Consider the following 18,838-nt stretch of genomic DNA (forward strand, 5'->3'; position numbering starts at 1 on the left):
ACGCGATTGCGCAGGGTCAGTTCGCCGCCCTGCTCGCGCACGCTGGCACGGGCGGCCGAAAGGCCGAGGCCGACGCCGCCGGTGTCTCGGTTGCGCGAGCCCTCCAGCCGGTAGAACGGCTCGAACACCTGCTGCAGGGCCTCGTCGGGAATACCTGGGCCACTGTCGCGAACCTCGATGACGATCAGGTGAGCGGCGCGACGCAGCGTTATCTGCGGATCGCGGGCATACTTCATGGCGTTTTCCACCAGGTTGACGATCACCCGCTTGGTCGCCAATGGGCGGCCGTCATGCACCAGGTGTGCCGGGCCCTTGAAGGCGATGTCCAGATGCTGGTCACGGTAGTCGTCGACCAGGGTCTGCAACAGCTCCGACAGGTCGTACGCCGTGCGCTGCTCCAACTGCGTGCCCTCGCGGAAGAACGCCAGGGCCTCGTTGATCATCGTCTGCATCTCGTCGACATCGCGGACCAGCTTGCGCTGGTGGTCCAGATCCTCCATGAACTCGCTGCGCAGGCGCATGCGCGTCAACGGAGCGCGCAGGTCATGGGAGATGGCCGCGAGCATATGGGTGCGCTCACGGATGAAGTGCTGGATCTGTGCCTGCATGGTGTTGAAGGCGATGATCGCCTGGCGGATCTCCTCGGGGCCCTCGATAGCGATAGGCGGTGCCTGCAGGTCGCCGCCAAAGCGCCGCGCCGCACTGGCGAAGCGTTGCAGCGGCGCGGCCAACTGGCGAGTGGCAAGCCAGGCCACCAGCAGGGTCGCCACCAGGCCCAGGCCGATGACCACCGCCAGACGCGCCGTCGCGCTCATGCCCCAGCTGCGTTCCGGCGGCACGAACAGCAGCCAGCTGTCATCGTCCAGCCCGACCAGCGCCACGTAGTGTGCATCGGCACTGCCATCAGGCCAGTCGCCCGGGTTGTACACCGCGATCGGGCGTGACGGTCCCAACAGTTGCGCCATCGCCGGCACCTGTCCGGAATTGAGCGGCACGCCCGGACCAGGCAAACCGAAGTCTGCGCGCCGGGTGCTCCACCTTACCCGCAACGTCGGCGTACTCGCCGCCGCGGCCAGTTGCCCACGCAGCGCTGGCGGCGCGGTCTCGATCATATGGGTAGTCACGGCGATCTGATCGAGCAGGCCGGTACGGTCGATGGGCGGGCGTGCCCAGCTGCCGGCTAGCTGGACGAACAGGGCATTGAACGCCAAGGACGCGAGCAACGCGGTGAAGATGGTCAGGGCGATGCGCTTGCGCAAGGTATCGCGGCCCAGCAGGCGGCGGATCACGAACGGCTCACCGTGGCGCTGAACAGGTAGCCGCCATTGCGCACCGTGCGGATCAGGTCCGGTCGCTTGCTGTCGGGCTCGATCTTGCGCCGCAGGCGGCTGACCTGCACGTCGATGCTGCGGTCGAAGGCGTCATGGCCGTGACCACGGGTCAGGTCGATCAACTGCTCGCGGGTGAGAATACGCTGCGGGTGTTCGAGAAACACCACCAGCAGGTCGAACTCGGCGCCGGACAGCGGCACCATCACCTGCTCGGGCGAGCGCAACTCGCGGCAGGTGATGTCCAGGCGCCAGCCGGCAAAGCCGATCACCGGCCGCGCCGTCTCGCCGCGCGGCAGTTGCTCGCCGACACGGCGTTGCACGGCACGCAGGCGGGCCAGCAGTTCGCGGGGGTCGAAGGGTTTGGTCAGGTAGTCGTCGGCGCCCAGTTCCAGGCCGATGATGCGGTCGCTCAGCTCGGCCATGGCAGTGAGCATGATGACCGGCACCCCAAGCTGCGCGCGCAGTTTCTGGCACAGGTCCAGGCCCCCTTCGCCGGGCAGCATCAGGTCGAGGATGATCGCATCCGGGCGTTGCCGCGCGATGGCCGCCCACATCGCCTGCCCCTCGGCGGCCAGGTCCACCTCGTAGCCGTGCTGGACGAAGAACTGCTTCAGCAAGGCGAGGATTTCCACGTCGTCATCGACGATCAACAGTCTGCTCACGGTCATACCGGTCCGAAAAAAGGCGTATCTAAAACCATTGCGCCACGCGGGTCATTTATTTCAATCGCGCAACATTTCGTCATACCCGACACAAAGCAGACATCATCTGGCAACGATGGCCCTTCACCCTGCCGGCCTTCCACTACCGAGGGTTCCCCATGAAGATAGTCGACAGCCGCAACAGCACCGATGGGCATGAGGGCCGCGCATCCCTGATCCTCAGTCAGCGCAACACCCAGCGCGGACAAACGGGTTCCCTGATCGTGCAGCAGGAAAGCTTGGAGCTGGCAAGCGAACAGGGCTATGTCACCCTGCGCCGGTATTTCGAACACTATGAGCCGACTTTTGGCGAATGGGTCGAGTACAGCCACACCGTTCCCGTCCGTGACCTCGTGCACTGGCTGATGGCGCGCGGGCAGTTGCGCATCCAGATATCGCAGGATGTACCCCACCTGCAAGCGGCCCACCCGGCCCGGCGCGAGGTTCGCCACCCATGAGTCGGCGTCACCTTCTGGTACTGGTGCTGACGACCAGCTTGGGACTGTCCGCGTGTGGCAGCAACAAGCCGGCCCCCACCGGTTATCTAAAGGACTACGGCCTGCTCACCCCGCACCAGGCACCTTCAGGCGGGACGGTGCTCAGCTGGGCCGACCCGAAATGGCCACGGGGCCGCTATATCGAGGTGTACCTGGCACCCAGCCAGTTCTACCCGACACCCGAGCCAAGCACGCGCATTCCCCAGACCACCCTCGCCAGCATCACCCACTACTACGACGCGGTACTGCGCAACGAACTGGGCAAGGTCATGACCGTGGTCGACAGGCCCGGCCCGAACACCCTGGTGGTCAGGCCGGCCATCACCCGCATCAGCGCCGACACCCAAGGCCTGCGGCTCTACGAGTGGCTGCCGATCACACTGGTCGCGGCCGGGGTGAGCAGCGCCGCGGGGATTCGCGACCGGGACAGCGCGATCACCAGCGAGCTGTCGTTCGAGGCCGGCACCAGCGGCAAGGTGGTGGGCGAAGCGATGCTCGCGGGTACTGGCGTGCCGCTGGCTAACGACCGACAGGTGATGACCGCCGACAACGTCAAGGCCGTACTCGATGGCTGGGCCATGGACCTGCGCCAGGGATATGCTGCGCCGCTCAGGTAGCGCAAGGCATCGAAGGGTAAGCTTGCTCCACGGCAGGATCAGGCCTTGAGCGTGGCCATGTCGATGACGAAGCGGTACTTCACGTCGCCGGCAATCATCCGCTCGTACGCCTGGTTGATGTTGCGGATGTCGAGCATTTCGATATCGCAGCTGATTCCATGCTCGGCGCAGAAGTCGAGCACCTCTTGGGTTTCGGCAATACCACCGATCAGGGAGCCGGCGAGTATCCGACGCTGCATCACCAGGTTGGCCGCATGCACCGGCGGGTCAATCGGTTCGATCAGCCCGACCAGGATATGCACGCCATCGAACTTCAGGGTTTGCAGGTAGGGGTTGAGGTCGTGCTGTACCGGTATGGTGTCGAGCAGGAAATCGAAGCGGCCCGCCGCGCTGCGCATCTGTTCGGCATCAGTGGAGACGATCACATGATCGGCGCCCTGACGACGGGCTTCCTCGGCCTTGGATGCGGAGCGGGTGAACAGGGTCACTTCCGCGCCCAGGGCCTTGGCCAGCTTGATGCCCACGTGGCCCAGGCCGCCCATGCCCAGCACGCCCACCTTGTGCCCAGGGCCTACGCCGTGATGCTTGAGGGGCGAATAGGTGGTGATGCCGGCGCAAAGAATCGGCGCCGCGCTGGCCAGGTCCATGCCCTCGGGTATGCGCAGGACGAAATGCTCGCTGACCACGATGCTGTTGGAATAGCCGCCCATCGTATTGCTGCCGTCGACCCGGTCGGGGGTGGCATAGGTCATGGTCGGGCCTTCCAGGCAATACTGCTCGACGTCCTGGCGACAGGCCTCGCAATGGCGGCAGGAGTCGACCATGCAACCGACGCCGACCAGATCGCCGACCTGGTAACGGCTGACCTGCGCGCCCACCGCGCTGACCCGACCGACGATCTCGTGGCCCGGCATCAGCGGGTACACGGCGATGCCCCATTCGTTACGGGCCTGGTGGATATCGGAGTGGCACACACCACAGTAGAGGATCTCGATGACCACATCGTCGGGCCGCGGACTGCGGCGCTGGAAGGTCATGGGAGCCAGGGGGCTGGAGGAGGATTGGGCGGCGTAACCGATGGCGGTGTACATGGGGTACCTCGTGCGAGTGAAACGATTCAGGCGGCGCATTCTGCGCGCCGCTACCAGACTCGCCCACAGCCGATTCTCCGGCATGCATGCCTGATTCTCCGGACCTTGTCGCCTACCTCTGGCATGCCCCCGCTAATCTGCGAAGATGCCAGTGTCTGATTCTCTGCCCGGGTTCACCATGCACCTGACTCGCCATGTGGATGCCAATGCCACGCTCTGCTCGCTGATCCGCGCCCTCGCCACAGGCCCGGGGTTCGTGCCCACCGCCCTGCCCCAGGTCCAGATCCTCACCTGGGACCACTATGTGGCCAGCAGCCCGCAGATCTACGAACCCAGCCTGATCATCCTCGCTCAGGGCAGCAAACTGGCGCGCCTGGGCCCACGCACCCTGGAGTACGGTGCCGGGCATTACCTGGTACAGGCGCTGTCGGTGCCGTTCATGTGCGAGACCTTCGCCACGCCACAGGCACCGCTGCTCGGCGTGGCGGTGGACATCGACCGTGCCCAGCTCGGCGAGCTGGTGCAAAGCATGGAGCTGGGGCCGGATGCCGCGGTGCAGGCACAGACGCCACAATCGATGACTTCGGCAGCGCTGGACACAGCCATGCGCGACAGCGTCGAGCGCCTGCTGCAGTGCCTACAGGACCCGCTGGATGCCAAGGTGCTGGGGCCGGCGCGGGTACGCGAAGTGCTCTATACCGCCTTGCGCGGGCCACAGGCCAGCGTGCTGCGGGCACTGGTCGAGCAGCAGGGGCATTTCGCCCGGATCGGCTCGGCCCTGGCCTACCTGCGCGAGCACTACGCCGAGCCGCTAGGGGTGGATGAGCTGGCCAGCCGGGCGAACATGAGCGTGTCGACCTTCCACGAACACTTCAAGCGCTGCACTGACCTGGCACCGATGCAGTACCTCAAGCGCCTGCGCCTGCTCAAGGCGCAGCAGATGCTGATCGGCGAAGGGCTGGGCGTGGCCCAGGTGGCGCACCGGGTCGGCTACCAAAGCACCTCGCAGTTCAGCCGCGAGTACAAGCGCCAGTTCGCCCGCAGTCCGGGCGAGGAACAGCCATACCAGAGCCTGCCGGCCTGACTGGAGCCCGGCAATCTTGAACTGGAGCTCCCCCAAATTACTGCCGCAGAACCATCGCCACGATAGTCGCCTGCAGTTCGCGCTTGGCCGCTTCAGCCGTCAGTTCTTCGGCCGCCGCCGCCAGGGACAACGCGTCCGCCGCTCCCACCAGCACCCACAACCCGGCCACGCCGATATCGCCACCCGGCGCGAATGGCATTAGCGCCTCGCGGCACTTGTCCATGAACGGCCCATCATAGCCGCGCTTTAACGCCTCCAGCTCTGGCGAGCCGGCCAGCGCGGCGCTGACCCCGGGGATCTCCCGGCCCTGGGTGGCAACGCAGTCCACATAGGCCTCGGCAATCACCCAGGCCCGCTCCGGCAGGCCGGCCGGGCAGCCGGCCAGGGCCTTGTCGAGCATGGCCGTCTGGCGGGCGTCGTATTCCTGGTACAGCGCCAGCAACAAGCCGTTGCGGGTCTCGAAATGGTCGTACACCACCGGCTTGGTCACCCCGGCCTGCTCGGCCAGGCGCCCCAGGCTCAGGGCATCGGTGCCCTCCTCGCGTACCAACCGCCAGGCCACGTCCAGCAATTGACGCCGACGCTCCTCGCGGGACAGGCGTTTGCGCGGCGCGGACTTTTCCTCGCTTGACATCGATTACCTACCAAAAGTAACTTACTGAACGTAACTTACCTCGAGTATATAACGCTCCCGGTGTCCCTGCATCCTGATTCTGGAGATTCCACCATGCATGCCTTGATTGTCATCGGTCACCACGATCCCGACTCCCTCACCCACGCCCTTGCCCAGCAAGTGGCCGAGGGCCTGCACGCCGCCGGCCATACCAGCGAGTTCGCCGACCTGGCCCGTGAAGGTTTCGACCCACGCTTCGGCCTGGCCGACCACGCCGTGCATCGGCGCCTGGGCAAGCCTCCCGCCGATGTGCTGGCAGAACAAGCCCGCATTGAACGTGCCGACACCGTGGTCATGGTCTTCCCCATCTACTGGTGGTCGCTGCCGGCCCTGCTCAAGGGCTGGGTCGAGCGGGTGTTCAGCAACGGCTGGGCCTTCGACCAGGCCGCCGACGGCGCCACTACCAAGCTGCTGCACGGTATGACCGCGCACCTGGTCGGCGTGGCCGGCGCCGATGCCGGCACCTTCGAGCGCCATGGCTATGGCGAGGCCATGCGCGTGCAGATCGAGCACGGCATTTTCGACTACTGCGGTGCCCGGGTCATTAGTTCGACCCTGTTCACCGACAGTGAAGGCGCAGCCCCCGCTAGCCTTCTGCCGCAAGCCCGCCAACTGGGATCGACCCTGTTCGAAGGCCAGGAAGCTGCGGCCTGATATGCCACCGGGCAGGCTTCAACCAGCTCAACGGCAGCAACAACCACGGCGAGCCGCGCACCGTGATGTTCTCGGTCAAGTACACGCCTGAGTTGTGATCGCCGCTCACGCGCTCAACGGCCATTGCGCCAAGGGCCAGTAACGGCCCTTGCGCGATTCGTAGAGCGTGAAGTGCCGCGCGGCAAGGAAGAATTCCGGCGCCGTGCCGGCCTCCGGCGGCTGGCCGCGAAAGTCCCTGGCCAGGGTCAGGTGCGGGCGGTACTCACGGTTTGCCGCCTCCACGCCCAGGGGCAACAGCGCCTGTTGCAGGCCATACACCAGTTGCAGCAGCGCTGCGGGTGCCTGCTGCGCCTCCAGCACCAGCGCGCTGGCCCGTGGCCAGACCTGCAGACGGTCGAGCAGCAAGCGTGGCGGTGCGACCGGCCGCCTGAGCTGATCGACCGCCGTGCAGATCGCCGGCACCTGCTCGGCGTCCACATCACCGAGAAACAGCAAGGTGACGTGGAAATTCTCCGCTGGCACCGGTTTGCCGCTGCGCAGGTTCAGGCTTCGACGCCACTGCGCCAGGGCGCGGCATTGTTCGTCGCTGACCGGCAAGGCGAAGAACAACCGTTTGAACGGCGCGCCGCTGGGGCGCTGATCCTGGACCATTGGAGTCTCCCTGGTAACGGTTCGCGTCATCGAGTGTAGCGTTCTGCCCACGCAAAACAGCTACATAAACTGTTGAATCGTTTGCGCAACCTGTCAGCCATTGCACCTAAGTCGGCCAGACAAGACGTAACAATAAGTACAAACCCACGCCACGATTGTTTATGCTGGCGGGCTTACGCCATGGCGCATGGCCATTTTTCGACAAGTAATCGTCCATGAAAATTGCACTCGTACTGATCTTCGTCCTCTCGATCGCCTATGTTCACCTGCGCGGTCGGGTTCGTCACAAGCTGACACGCCAGCTGGGCGACCACTCCAGCTTCCTGGCCCCGGTCAACGCCTTCCTCTACCTGTTCTCCAAGCATCCGGCCAAGCCGTACCTGCCGGTCAGCGCCTTCCCCGAGTTGCAGGTGCTGCAGGACCACTGGCAGGAAATCCGCAAGGAAGGCCAGCAGCTGCTGCAGGCCGGCGAGATCAAAAAGTCCGACAATTATGACGACGTCGGTTTCAACTCGTTCTTCAAGACCGGCTGGAAGCGCTTCTACCTGAAGTGGTACGGCGAGAGCCACCCCTCGGCGATGACCCTGTGCCCACGCACCACCGAGCTGCTCGCCGGCATCGGCACGGTCAAGGCGGCGATGTTCGCCACCCTGCCGCCGGGCGCCAAGCTGGTGCGCCACCGCGACCCGTACGCCGGCTCCTACCGCTACCACCTGGGCCTGGACACGCCCAACGACGATGGCTGCTACATCGACGTGGACGGCGAGAAGTACTCTTGGCGTGACGGCGAGGGCGTGGTGTTCGACGAGACCTACATCCACTACGCGGCCAACACCACCGAGCACAACCGCATCATCCTGTTCTGCGACGTCGAGCGCCCGCTCAAGTACCGCTGGGCCGCAGCGTTCAACCGCTGGTTCAGCCGCAACGTCATGGCCGCCGCCGCCGCGCCCAACGATGCCAGCGACAAGACCGGCGGCATCAACCGCCTGTTCACCCGCATCTACAAGATCCGCGAGCGCGGCAAGGCGATGAAGAAACGCAACCGCACCCGCTATTACCTGGAGAAGTGGGCGGTGGTCGCGGCGCTGGTGCTGGTGTTCATCTATATCTGACCTGCCACTGTCTATCGGCCGCCCCACGCCCCTGTGGGAGCGGCCGTGTGTCGCGAAAGGGCCGCAAGGCGGCTTCTACCAAGATCACCTACGCCTCATCCCCCCGCCAAACATCGACTAGCCTGATAGCTCCTGTTGCCAACCTGACAAGGTGAAGACGATGAGCATGATGGACTGGGACGCCTACCGTAAGCAGTTGATGGCCGGCATCGGCGATCTCAAGCAACTCTCTCCCGATACCGTGGCCGGCTACATGACCGCCAGCGGCGCCGGGGCCAAGACCAACCACCTGGACGCCAAGACCCGCGAGCTGATCTCCCTGGCCGTGGCGGTCACCACGCGCTGCGACGGCTGCATCGCCGTGCATTCGCAACAGGCGGTCAAGCACGGCGCCACCCGCGAAGAGATTGCCGAGGCCCTGGGCGTGGCGGTGGCGATGAATGCCGGCGCCGCGCTGGTCTACTCGGCCAGGGCGCTAGACGCCGTGGGCAAGGCCGACGCCTGAGCAGGTTGCGGCGTGGGCGCCCTTGCGCGCGGGCGCCGCGACACCCAGACTTGGCGCCTCAGCCCGTGCAGGAACCACCATGATCCAGATCCGCCCCATGACCCCGGAAGACTTCGAGCGCTTCTGGCCGACCTTCCAGGCCATCGTCCAGGCCCGCCAGACCTACGCCTTCGACCCCGCCCTGGATTTCGACCAGGCGCGCCGGCTGTGGCTGGAAACCCCGCTGCGCACACTGGTGGCCGATGAAGACGGCGTGCTGCTTGGCTCCTACTTCCTCAAGGCCAATGCCGCCGGCCCCGGGGGACATGTCGGCAACTGCGGCTACATGGTCTGCGAACAGGCACGCGGCCGGGGCGTGGCCAGGCTGATGTGCGAGCACTCGCAGAAGCTGGCGCGCCAGGAGGGCTTCCTGGCCCTGCAATTCAACTCGGTGGTAGCGAGCAACGAGGTGGCCGTGGCGCTTTGGCACAAGCTCGGTTTCGAGACCGTCGGGCGACTGCCCAAGGCATACCGCCATGCCGAATTGGGCCTGGTGGACTGCCTGGTGATGTACAAGTGGCTGGCCGATGAGCCGGTCGTGGAAAAACCGGCGCTGCTGATCGGGCGCAAGAACATCGAGGCGCGGGTGTCGCGCCGACGCGGGCGATAAGAGGCAGCTGAATCCATCGCGGGCCTGCCCCGCGACGGAATCAGCGCAGGCTCAACCGATCAGAACGCCAACCCCACCTTCACCCCAAACTCGTCGCGCTTGAGCTTGGTGTTGTCGGCCACCGGCGTATCCTCGTCCAGCTTGTATTCGGTACGGGTGTAGTACGCCCCCACCTGCACCGGCATGCCGCCCTGCTGGTTCATCAGCAGCGTGACCTCCGCATACGGGTTGGTGCGGTCCTTCATGTCGACGCTGTCGCTGCCGAAATCATCGACTTTGAGCCGCGCGCGGCCATCAATGGTGTGGCGCGCGCCCACCTCCACGCGCAGGGTCGACGCGTCGAACTGGTGGTTGTAGCCCAGCGCTGCCTTGGCGAACGGCGACTTGTAGGTCAGCCGTGTATCAAGATCGTTGATCTCGGGCTCGAAGCGGGTCCAGCTGTACCCGCCGCCCACCGTCAGGTCGACGAAGTTGCGCGCATCCAGTGCGGCGCGCCAGCCCAGGTCGAGGTCGGCCTGGGCTTCCTTGAGCTTGTTGTCGTTCTTCTTGCCATACTTGGCCTCGGCACCGATCTGGTAGATGAACCCGGATTCGGCGGTCATCTTGTTGCCGAACGTGGCGAACACACCGCCCTGGCCCATGTGTTCCTTGTCCGATTCGCTTCCTCCCTCGAACTTGAACTTGTCGTAGGACCCCAGCAAGCCGAGGGTGAACAGCGGGTCGGTACTCGGTGCCGCCGTGGCAGCCAGAGGGGCACCGAGCAGGGCAAGCAGGCAGGCGTGGCGCAGCAGGTTACGGGTAAACATTCGCAAAAGTCTCCATGACGTGAATGAATGGCGAACGACCGGTTCGAGACAACGGGCTTGGCAAAAGTTCGAAAAAATTTGGCAAACCGCTCTAAACCGCCCTGTCCGTCACAGTTTCCCCACCCACTCGAACGATTGACTCACTGCCCGTTCAATGGTCAGATGCGCGCCAGTTTCAGGTGTCCTGCGCCGCCGTGCGCAGGGTGAAACGGGAAGCCGGTGCGTCGTTGTCACGACAAGTCCGGCGCTGCCCCCGCAACGGTAAGCGAGTGAATCCTTCGACAGACCACTGTGCGCACGCATGGGAAGGTGAAGGCTTCATGCCCCTCGCAAGCCCGGAGACCGGCCTGAGGCGCTACTTGGCAACCCGCGGTGGGCGGGCGCAGGCCGGTATCCGCGTGCGCGCCTGCGTGCGCTTGACCGTTGCGTGTTTTCCACCGGGATCCATCTCTTCCTGCAGCAGTGGAACGACATGTCCCGAATCAACAAGCTTCACACCCTGGCGGCCTGCCTGGCCGTGTCCCTGCCGGCGCTGGCCGACGATCATGAAGTAACGCCCTTCACCCTGCCCTCCACGGCAATCACCGACACCCGCGAGCCACAGGCCATCGACCTGGCCACCCCGTCCCCGACCGGTTCGCGCCTGAACCTCAGCGCCCTGGACACCCCGGCCAGCACCAGCAGCCTGACCGAGGCGCAGATCCAGCAGCGCAACAACCTCACCGTGCAGGACGCCGTGACCCGCTCGCCGGGCCTTACCTTCATCGGCACGCCGGGCGACGGCGGCACCGGCCTGTCGGCCCGCGGCTTCACCGGGCAGAGTTCGGTGATGACCCTGTTCGACGGCTCGCGCCTGTACGCCGGTGCCGGCACCCTGACCTTCCCGGTCGATCCGTGGATGGTCGAGCGCATCGACGTGATCCGCGGCCCCGCCTCGGTGCTGTACGGCGAAGGCGCTACCGGCGCGGTGGTCAACGTGGTGCCGAAGCAGCCGTTCGCTGGCGAGATCCGCAACCACCTGCGTCTGGGCTACGGCTCCTGGGACCGCCAGCAGCTGGGCCTGGACAGCGGCGGCAGCCTGAGCGAGCGCCTGAGCTACCGCGTGACCCTCAACCAGCAGGCCGGCAACGGCTGGGTCGACCGCACCGACTCGCGCAGCCTGGCCCTGAGCGCCGCCCTGCGCTTCGATGCCAGCGACGACCTGAGTTTTACCCTCGCCCACGAACGCGGCGATGCGCAACCGGCCAACTACTACGGCACCCCGCTGATCGATGGGCACCTGCGCAGCAGCGTGCGGCGCAAGAACTACAACGTCAGCAACGACGAGCAGCGCTACCACGACGAGTGGACGCGCCTGACCACCGACTGGACCCTCAGCGACCGCGTCAGTGCCAGCAACCAGCTGTACTACATCAAGAGCCGCCGCCAGTGGCGCAATGCCGAGTCCTACACCTGGGACGCCGCCAACGGCGTGATCCAGCGCGGCAGCTTCCTCGAGATTCGCCATAACCAGGAGCAGCTCGGCGATCGCCAGAGCTTCACCTTCGACCATGGCCTGTTCGGCCTGGACAGCAAGACCGTGGTCGGCGCCGAGTACAACCGCATCCGCTTCAACGTCGACAGCAACTCGCCCTACCGCGATGGCGGCAGCGACCCGCTCGACCCGTGGCATCCGGCTCCGGGCGGCTTCCATAGCCTCAGCCCAACCCGCGCACAAACGCTGTCCAAGGTCGACACCTTCGCCCTGTTCGCCGAAAACCGCACCCAGCTGACCGACCGCCTCGCACTGGTCACCGGCATTCGCCGCGACCAGAATCACATCGACCGCGACGACCTGGCCAACAACAGCCGCAGCGACCGCAGCCTGCAGGGCGGCAACTGGCGCGCCGGCCTGGTGTTCGCTGTCACCGACGACCTGTCGCTGTATGGGCAGTTTTCGACCAGCGAGGACGGCGTCGGCGACCTGCTCACCCAGCGCCCGGACAAGCGCCTGGAACTGACCGAAGCGAAGCAGGCCGAGGTAGGCCTCAAGCAACGTTTCTGGGATACCCGTGGCGAGTGGACGCTGGCGGCCTATCACATCGTCAAGAAGAAGCTGCCGGTGTACAACCCGCTCACCCACGACAGCCAGCAGGCCGGCCAGCAGACCTCCGACGGCCTGGAGGCCAGCCTGGAACTGGCGCTGGGCAACCAGTGGCAACTCTCGGCCAATGCCGCTTTGGTGCGGGCCAAGTACGATGATTTTCTCGAGAAAGGCGACAACGGCACGGTCCACGACCGCGCCGGCAACCGTCCGCAGGACGTGCCGCGACGCACCGCCAACCTGTGGCTGAGCAAAGGTTTCGGCCAGACCGTGGATGCCGGCATCGGCCTGCGCTACGTGGATGAGCGCTGCGCCAGCGCGGCCAACGACCAGCGCGTGCCGGGCTATACCGTGGTCGATGCCAACCTGGGCTGGCAGGTGCTGCCCGACGTGCGCCTGGGCCTGCAGTTGAACAACCTGTTCGACCGCCAGTACGCCCAGTCCAGCTACAGCGGCGAGCAATGGCTGCTGGGCACGCCGCGCTCGTATTTCGCCACGGTCGACTACCGCTTCTGAGGCGGACTCCAGCGTTCGTCGCACGGTGCTTGATCAGCACCGTGCCACCTGCTCGACTAGGGCCTACGCCTTCATCACAAGCAGCGTGCCATGACCGACATCCCGCCGATCCCCACCCCACCCGTGCACGCCCTGGATCAGCCGCGCACCTTGCTGTTCCTCGCCTACCCGCAGATGGGCCTGCTCGACCTCACCGGCGCGCAGACGGTCTTCTGGGCCGCGACCAAGGCCCGCGCCGCCCGCGGCCTGCCAGGTTACCGCCTGGTCACCGCCAGCCTGGAGGGCGGCCTGGTGCCGACCGCCGAGGGCCTGGCGGTAGGTACCGAGCCACTGGCGCCCTGATTGCGCGAACCCTTAGACACCCTGGTGGTGCCCGGCGCGCCGGAGATCGTCCGCACCCTCCCCGATCATGCCGAGCTGGTTGCCTGGCTGGCCCAGGCCGCCCAACGCGCCCGACGCACCGCCTCGGTGTGCAGCGGCACCTTCCTGCTGGCCGCCGCCGGGCTGCTCGACGGACGCCGGGCCGCTACCCACTGGGCGATGTGCGATGCGCTGCACCGGCGCTTCCCGGCCATCGAAGTGGACGCCGAGTCGATCTTCGTGCAACAGGACCAAGTGTGGACCTCGGCCGGGGTCAGTGCCGGCATCGACCTGGCGCTGGCCCTGGTCGAGGCCGACTATGGCCGCGAGGTGGCCATGCAGGTGGTCCGCGAGCTGGTGGTGTTCCTCAAGCGCCCCGGCGGCCAGGCGCAGTTCAGCGAACTGCTCAAGGCCCAGGGCGAGGACAGCGCCGCCTTCGAGGCCCTGCACCTGTGGCTCAACGAGCACCTGGGCGACCCGCGCCTGACGGTCGAGCGGCTGGCCGAGCAGGCCTTCGACGAGGTTGGCAACTTTGCCGTGATGTCCTGCCAGCACGCCATCCCCCTGGGCCGCTACGCCGGCAACAACGCCGCCGCCGAGCTGGTCGGCATGGCGCCGATGATCTACAGCCAGCCCAAGTATGTTACCTGCCTCGACCTCGGTGCCTGGGGCGCGGTGTACACCGAGGGTTGGGAGCGCACCGTCTCGCCACCGACGGACAAGGCCGAGGCCAAGCAGCTCAAGCAGCTCAAGCAGCAGATCAACTCGGTGTGGATCTATCCGCCGGCCGCGGATCGGGCGACGGCGCTGACGGCGGCCGATCCACTGATTCCAGTGGCCTGACAGCCCCCCTGTTGCCTCGGCGGGTGCCGACGATGATGCCCTGCCCGCGCAACTGGCGCAGCAGCTCCAGGCCCGCCTGCTGGTGCTGCTCGCCCAACGCGCGCAGGCGCTCGCGCCCGCTGCCCGGCAGGCCCACCAACAATTGCCAGGCCAGCGGCGCCAGGCGGGCGAAACGCACCTGCAGGTCGGCGTCGCGGTACACCAGCAACAGGGTGGGTTGCGCTGGCGCCTCGCCTGGCTGGTACTCCGGGCCGATGCGTTCCACCGGCCAACGGTAGGCCAGCACCCGCGCCACGCACGACAACAGTGGCTCGCCGTCGAGCAGGTCGCCGTCCGGGTCGTGCGGCGGGTCCTCGGCGTCGCTCAGGTACAGCTGCGCCTCGATCCATTCATAGTGCGCCAGTTCCAGCTGCCAAGGGGCATCGGGCTCGATGCCCTGCAGGTAGTCGATGAACGCCGCGGCAACCTCGGTGAACAGCGGTGTCTGACTGCGGTAATGGGCGTAGAAATCGCGCACGCGCGCATGCCAGCGCTGATCGCCCAAGGTACGGCGCAGCACTGGGAAGCTGCCGGCCAGCAGTCCTTCGATGGCGCCATGGAACAGCTCGCGATAGACCTTCAGGCGCCGTGCCTCGATGCCGGGCGGCGGCGGATTGGCGGCCGGGTCGCGCAGGTGGCGCGCCAAGGTGAATTGCTGGGTGCGCAGGGTCTCAGCCATGGCCGGGCACTCCGTGGGCATATTGCAGGCTGCGGATACGCGCCGTCTCGGCCAGCAGTTCGGCCAGCGGCGGGTAGTTGAAGTCGCGCTCGAGCACGGTTGGCTGCGCCCCAAAGCGCCGACAGGCGTCGGCGAACAGCGCCCAGACGTCCTCCTTGACCGGCGCGCCGTGGGTGTCGACCTTCAGGTCCGGGGCCTCGTCGTAATGACCGGCCACATGCATGCCCACCACCCGTTCACGGGGTATGCCAGCGAGGAAGGCACGGGCATCGTAGCGATGGTTGCAGGCATTGACGAAAACGTTGTTCACGTCCAGCAGCAGGTCGCAGTCGGCCTCGTCGAGCACGGCGCGGACGAAGTCCAGCTCGGGCATCGCCTGGTACGGCGCGGCGTAGTAGCTGATGTTCTCCACCGCGATGCGCCGACCAAGCATGTCCTGGGCCTGGCGGATGCGTGCGGACACATGGTGGACGGCCTCTTCGGTGAACGGGATCGGCATCAGGTCGTAGAGGTGGCCATCGTCGCTGCAGTAGCTCAGGTGCTCGCTGTACATCCGTACCTGGTGGTGGTCGAGGAACTGTCGGGTGCGCTCGAGAAAGCCGCGATCCAGCGGCGCGGTGCCGCCCAGTGACAGCGACAGGCCGTGGCAGGCGATGGGAAAACGCTCGGCCAGGCGCGCCAGGCCCTGGCCGAAGGCGCCGCCGACGCCGATCCAGTTTTCCGGGGCGCACTCTAGGAAGTCCACCGCGCCCGCCTCCATCGTCAGCAAGTCGGGCAGCAGGCCACGGCGCAGGCCGAGGCCGGTGTGCAATTTGGGTTGGGGCATGATTGCAGGCGCTCTGGGGCGTTGAACGGCAGCGCGGGGCCAGCCCGCTCCCACACATGACATCGTGGAAGCGGGCTGGCCCCGCGAGGCGCTTCAGGACTGGCCGGTCAGATGGCTGAACAGCCCGTCGGGCATGGCCTTGCCGTTGGCCTTGTAGATCGCCGCCAGGTGATCGTGGGCCTCCTGCTCGGAGATGAAGCCGTCGTGATTGCGGTCGATCTTGTCGAAGTCTGCCGCCCTGTCCTTGGCCACGGCCAGGAACTCCTCGCGGGAGACCTTGCCGTCGCGGTTGCTGTCAGTGCGGGCGAACGAGGCGTCGCCACACTTGCCCTCACCGCACTTGCCCTCGGCTCCGGCCTTGGCGCTGGCGCCACACTTGCCTTCGCCGCATTTGCCCTCGCTCTGCGTGGCCTTGCCACCGGCACCGCACTTGCCTTCGCCCGGGGTCTTGGCCGAGGCCAGCTGGTAGCCTTGGGCCAGGGGTTCTACGGCGAAGGCACTGTTGCCCAGAACCATGCCGCCTAGCAAGGTGGCGCCGAGCAGGCCGAGGGTTTGACGGGTCGTTTTCATGGTGTCGCTCCACTGTGGTTGGAAAGTGGAGCCATTGAGCCGCAGCGGTGTGTCGCTGATGTATCGAGGCAGGCGATATTTTGTATGCCAATGGGTCGCGGCGAAGCGCAGATACACAGTGATACATGAACGGCCCTCTGGTTGCGCAGAGGGCCGTGACAGAGCGGTCAGTCCTCCAGCGGCTTGGGCGGCGCTGCAGGTTTGGCGGGCTTGGCCTTGGCATCCTTGGTCTTGCTGTCCTTGGCCTTGGGCTCGGCAGGTACGGCTGCGACGGGTTCGGGAGCGGTGACCGCCTTTTCGCTGGCCGGCAGCTCGTCGACCGCCTTGAAGATCACCTGCGGGTCGAGCTTCTCGCCGCTGTCGTCGTCCTTGAGCATGTGGCGCTCGCCGTCCTTGCCCACCAGGATCACCTTGGTGCCCTTGCTCGCGCCCAGCTTGAGCTCACGGATCAGGGCCATTGTGGTCTGCTGCTCGAGGTTCTTGTCCTCGCGCTTGCCCATCATGTTGGCGACGCTGTACAGCACCAGGCTGCGCTCCTTGAATCCGGCCTGGGTGGCGGAGTCTTTCAACGCCTCTTCCAGGCCGCGCAGGGTCGGGTCGGCCGAACTCGGGGCAATGACCACCAGTGGCCGTGCCTTGCCCAGTTCCTTGGCCAACGGTGCATCGCTGTCTGCGGCAAACAGCGGGCTAGCCAAGGCGAACAGGGTAGCGAGGGTCAGTGACCGAACGAGCATGCGCATCTCCTTGTTTTCTCTATAAACCTAAAGACTGCGGATCAGGGAGAAAGATCCGGCGTGGAGCCTAAACCAACTGGCCAGGCGCCTGCTCGCGGCAAAAGTAACCGGGCATGTCCCACACCTGACCAGAGCATAGTCCAAGGATACTGCACACACTCAGGGCCGTGCCGTGGCGTTGCCATCTCGCCGGCTTCCAGCGCCAAGCGCGAGCGATGATGGCGTCCTGGAACGTTTCGTGCTCGATTACTGTTGGCGCGCGAAGCACTTGCGGCTCGTTGTTGTCCATGACTCGTCTCTGCTGAAATTAGAGACACGAGCGCATGAACTTCGGTGCATCCTCGATAGATAGCACCCGCCCCGACCTGTTCAGAAGTCGAAGGCGAGTTGATCCAGGTGCCCCAGGTCGATCGTGTGCCCCAGCACGAATGGCAGGATGGCATCCGCCACGGGTTGCAGCTGTCGGGCGACATAGTGCTCGTAATCGACCGACGATTGCAGAATCTCCAGGGGCTCTGGCCCCGAGGTGGTGATGATGTAGCTGATCCAGCCGCCGTTCTGGTACTGAGTGGGGCGCCCCACCCGTCGATTATGCTCGTCGGCCAGGCGCGCCGCGCGCACATGCGGCGGCACATTGCGCTGGTAGTCAGCCAACGGGCGACGCAGGCGCTTGCGGTAGACCAGCAATTCATCCTGCTCGCCCGCCAGGGTACGGCGCACGTATGCCTGCAGGTAGTCGCGGTAAGGCTGGCCACGGAACACCCGGCCATAGAGTTCCTGCTGGAACTGCCTGGCCAGCGGCGACCAGTCGGTGCGCACCGACTCCAGCCCCTTGAAGACCATTTCGTCCTGGCCGTCGCTGCGCCGTACCATGCCGGCGTAGCGCTTTTTGCTGCCTTCGTCGGTGCCTCGGATGGTCGGCATCAGGAAGCGTCGGTAGTGGGTTTCGAACTGCAGCTCCAGCGCGCTCTCAAGGCCCATGGAATGACGCAGGTTCTCGCGCCACCACTGGTTGACCTGCGCCACCAGCGCCTGGCCGATACTTGCGGCAGCCGCTTCGTCGTGGGCCCCCTTGAGCCAGACAAAGGTGGAGTCGGTGTCGCCGTAGATCACGTCATAGCCCCGCGCCTCGATCAGCGCCCGGGTCTGACGCATGATCTGGTGCCCGCGCATCGTGATCGACGAGGCCAGGCGCGGGTCGAAGAAGCGGCAGCCACTGGAGCCGAGCACGCCGTAGAAGGCGTTCATGATGATCTTCAGTGCCTGCGAAAGCGGGGCGTTGCCCGCGCGCTTGGCCGCCTCGCGCCCCTGCCAGACACGCTCGACGATGGCCGGCAGGCAATGCTGGCGGCGCGAGAAACGGCCACCGCGAAAGCCCTCCACCGAGTGCGCGTCGTCCGGCTGGCGCAAGCCCTCGACTAGCCCCACCGGGTCGATGAGGAAGGTGCGGATGATCGAGGGGTACAGGCTCTTGTAGTCGAGCACCAGCACCGAATCGTACAGCCCGGGCCGCGACTCCATGACGAAACCGCCCGGGCTGGCCTCGCCCTCGCCACCGACGAGGTTCGGCGCGACATAGCCCAGGCGGTGCATGTGCGGGATGTACAGGTGGCAGAACGCGGCCACCGATCCGCCGCTGCGGTCCACGGCCAGTCCGGTGACCGAGGCGCGTTCGAGGAGGAACTCCAGCAAGTGGGTATGGGCGAAGATCCGCGTCACCAGCTCACAGTCCCTGAGGTTGTAGCGGGCCAGGGCCAGCTTGTCCTCGGCGAAGCGGCGGTTGATCTCGTCCATGCGCTGGTACGGCGTGTCGA

Annotated in this window: 19 protein-coding genes, 1 pseudogene and 1 riboswitch; of the genes and pseudogenes, 9 read left to right on the forward strand and 11 right to left on the reverse strand. The window is 66.0% G+C overall.

All coding sequences use genetic code 11. The annotated features are described in order from the left end of the window. Both CC207_RS24275 and CC207_RS24280 read right to left on the reverse strand, forming a co-directional pair. Positions 1 to 1,289, reverse strand: a 1,289-nt coding sequence (locus CC207_RS24275; RefSeq protein ID WP_088852899.1) for an ATP-binding protein, incomplete at its 3' end; no start/stop codon positions are given. Continuing rightward, entirely contained in the window at positions 1,286 to 1,999 is a 714-nt protein-coding gene (locus CC207_RS24280; protein WP_062359753.1) for a response regulator, read from the reverse strand. The genes CC207_RS24275 and CC207_RS24280, both read right to left, overlap by 4 nt. A gap of 152 nt (positions 2,000 to 2,151) precedes the next feature. On the opposite strand from CC207_RS24280, the gene CC207_RS24285 reads away from it, so the two are divergent. Both CC207_RS24285 and CC207_RS24290 read left to right on the forward strand, forming a co-directional pair. Beyond that, positions 2,152 to 2,490 carry a hypothetical protein gene (locus CC207_RS24285; protein ID WP_088852900.1) on the forward strand — a complete coding sequence of 113 codons (339 nt, stop codon included), beginning with the start codon at positions 2,152 to 2,154 and terminating at the stop codon, positions 2,488 to 2,490. Further along, positions 2,487 to 3,146 carry a DUF3313 domain-containing protein gene (locus CC207_RS24290; RefSeq protein ID WP_028691795.1) on the forward strand — a complete coding sequence of 220 codons (660 nt, stop codon included), beginning with the start codon at positions 2,487 to 2,489 and terminating at the stop codon, positions 3,144 to 3,146. Before CC207_RS24285 ends, CC207_RS24290 begins: the two co-directional genes overlap by 4 nt. Positions 3,147 to 3,184: 38 nt before the next feature. On the opposite strand, the gene CC207_RS24295 is transcribed toward CC207_RS24290, so the two are convergent. Continuing rightward, entirely contained in the window at positions 3,185 to 4,237 is a 1,053-nt protein-coding gene (locus tag CC207_RS24295) for an NAD(P)-dependent alcohol dehydrogenase (RefSeq protein ID WP_088852901.1), read from the reverse strand. Positions 4,238 to 4,415: 178 nt separating this feature from the next. Here CC207_RS24295 and CC207_RS24300 point away from each other — a divergent pair, with 178 nt between their 5' ends. Next, positions 4,416 to 5,321, forward strand: a complete 906-nt coding sequence (locus CC207_RS24300) for an AraC family transcriptional regulator (RefSeq protein ID WP_088852902.1) — start codon at positions 4,416 to 4,418, stop codon at positions 5,319 to 5,321. A gap of 37 nt (positions 5,322 to 5,358) precedes the next feature. On the opposite strand, the gene CC207_RS24305 is transcribed toward CC207_RS24300, so the two are convergent. Beyond that, a complete protein-coding gene (locus CC207_RS24305; RefSeq protein WP_028691798.1) occupies positions 5,359 to 5,955 on the reverse strand; it encodes a TetR/AcrR family transcriptional regulator in 597 nt (198 codons plus the stop codon). 93 nt (positions 5,956 to 6,048) lie between these two features. Here CC207_RS24305 and CC207_RS24310 point away from each other — a divergent pair, with 93 nt between their 5' ends. Beyond that, positions 6,049 to 6,648, forward strand: a complete 600-nt coding sequence (locus tag CC207_RS24310; RefSeq protein WP_062359747.1) for an NAD(P)H-dependent oxidoreductase — start codon at positions 6,049 to 6,051, stop codon at positions 6,646 to 6,648. 105 nt (positions 6,649 to 6,753) lie between these two features. On the opposite strand, the gene thpR is transcribed toward CC207_RS24310, so the two are convergent. Then, positions 6,754 to 7,299: an RNA 2',3'-cyclic phosphodiesterase gene (thpR, locus tag CC207_RS24315; RefSeq protein WP_088852903.1), complete on the reverse strand. Its 546-nt coding sequence runs from the start codon at positions 7,297 to 7,299 to the stop codon at positions 6,754 to 6,756. A gap of 215 nt (positions 7,300 to 7,514) precedes the next feature. On the opposite strand from thpR, the gene lpxO reads away from it, so the two are divergent. From lpxO to CC207_RS24330, 3 genes are all read left to right on the forward strand, one after another. Next, on the forward strand, positions 7,515 to 8,414 hold the full coding sequence (gene lpxO, locus CC207_RS24320) for a lipid A hydroxylase LpxO (RefSeq protein WP_028691801.1): 900 nt from the start codon (positions 7,515 to 7,517) through the stop codon (positions 8,412 to 8,414). 160 nt (positions 8,415 to 8,574) lie between these two features. Next, on the forward strand, positions 8,575 to 8,919 hold the full coding sequence (locus tag CC207_RS24325; protein WP_062359743.1) for a carboxymuconolactone decarboxylase family protein: 345 nt from the start codon (positions 8,575 to 8,577) through the stop codon (positions 8,917 to 8,919). A gap of 79 nt (positions 8,920 to 8,998) precedes the next feature. After that, complete coding sequence (locus CC207_RS24330) at positions 8,999 to 9,568, forward strand: GNAT family N-acetyltransferase (RefSeq protein ID WP_028691803.1); 570 nt, start codon at positions 8,999 to 9,001, stop codon at positions 9,566 to 9,568. Positions 9,569 to 9,627: 59 nt separating this feature from the next. Here CC207_RS24330 and CC207_RS24335 read toward each other — a convergent pair whose 3' ends face one another. Beyond that, on the reverse strand, positions 9,628 to 10,374 hold the full coding sequence (locus CC207_RS24335) for an outer membrane beta-barrel protein (RefSeq protein WP_028691804.1): 747 nt from the start codon (positions 10,372 to 10,374) through the stop codon (positions 9,628 to 9,630). A 160-nt stretch (positions 10,375 to 10,534) separates the two neighbouring features. Continuing rightward, positions 10,535 to 10,740: riboswitch (cobalamin riboswitch) on the forward strand. A 106-nt stretch (positions 10,741 to 10,846) separates the two neighbouring features. Here CC207_RS24335 and CC207_RS24340 point away from each other — a divergent pair. Beyond that, on the forward strand, positions 10,847 to 12,973 hold the full coding sequence (locus CC207_RS24340) for a TonB-dependent siderophore receptor (protein WP_088852907.1): 2,127 nt from the start codon (positions 10,847 to 10,849) through the stop codon (positions 12,971 to 12,973). 90 nt (positions 12,974 to 13,063) lie between these two features. Further along, positions 13,064 to 14,176: pseudogene (locus CC207_RS24345) on the forward strand (GlxA family transcriptional regulator). Here the strand turns inward: CC207_RS24345 and CC207_RS24355 are convergent. The 5 genes from CC207_RS24355 to CC207_RS28040 all read right to left on the reverse strand — a co-directional run. Then, positions 14,094 to 14,894 (reverse strand): DUF2063 domain-containing protein, encoded by an 801-nt coding sequence (locus CC207_RS24355; protein WP_088852904.1) that lies wholly within the window; start codon positions 14,892 to 14,894, stop codon positions 14,094 to 14,096. The pseudogene CC207_RS24345 and the gene CC207_RS24355 overlap by 83 nt on opposite strands. Then, positions 14,887 to 15,720 (reverse strand): DUF692 domain-containing protein, encoded by an 834-nt coding sequence (locus CC207_RS24360; RefSeq protein ID WP_028691806.1) that lies wholly within the window; start codon positions 15,718 to 15,720, stop codon positions 14,887 to 14,889. Before CC207_RS24360 ends, CC207_RS24355 begins: the two co-directional genes overlap by 8 nt. Positions 15,721 to 15,813: 93 nt before the next feature. Then, on the reverse strand, positions 15,814 to 16,290 hold the full coding sequence (locus tag CC207_RS24365) for a hypothetical protein (protein ID WP_028691807.1): 477 nt from the start codon (positions 16,288 to 16,290) through the stop codon (positions 15,814 to 15,816). A 167-nt stretch (positions 16,291 to 16,457) separates the two neighbouring features. Beyond that, on the reverse strand, positions 16,458 to 17,024 hold the full coding sequence (locus CC207_RS24370) for a DUF4174 domain-containing protein (protein ID WP_088852905.1): 567 nt from the start codon (positions 17,022 to 17,024) through the stop codon (positions 16,458 to 16,460). 369 nt (positions 17,025 to 17,393) lie between these two features. Then, a partial coding sequence (locus CC207_RS28040) for a DNA polymerase II (RefSeq protein ID WP_256582348.1) occupies positions 17,394 to 18,838 on the reverse strand: 1,445 nt, incomplete at its 5' end.

It is taken from the genome of Pseudomonas sp. DrBHI1 (assembly GCF_002205115.1).
Taxonomy (GTDB): Bacteria; Pseudomonadota; Gammaproteobacteria; order Pseudomonadales; family Pseudomonadaceae; genus Aquipseudomonas; species Aquipseudomonas mosselii.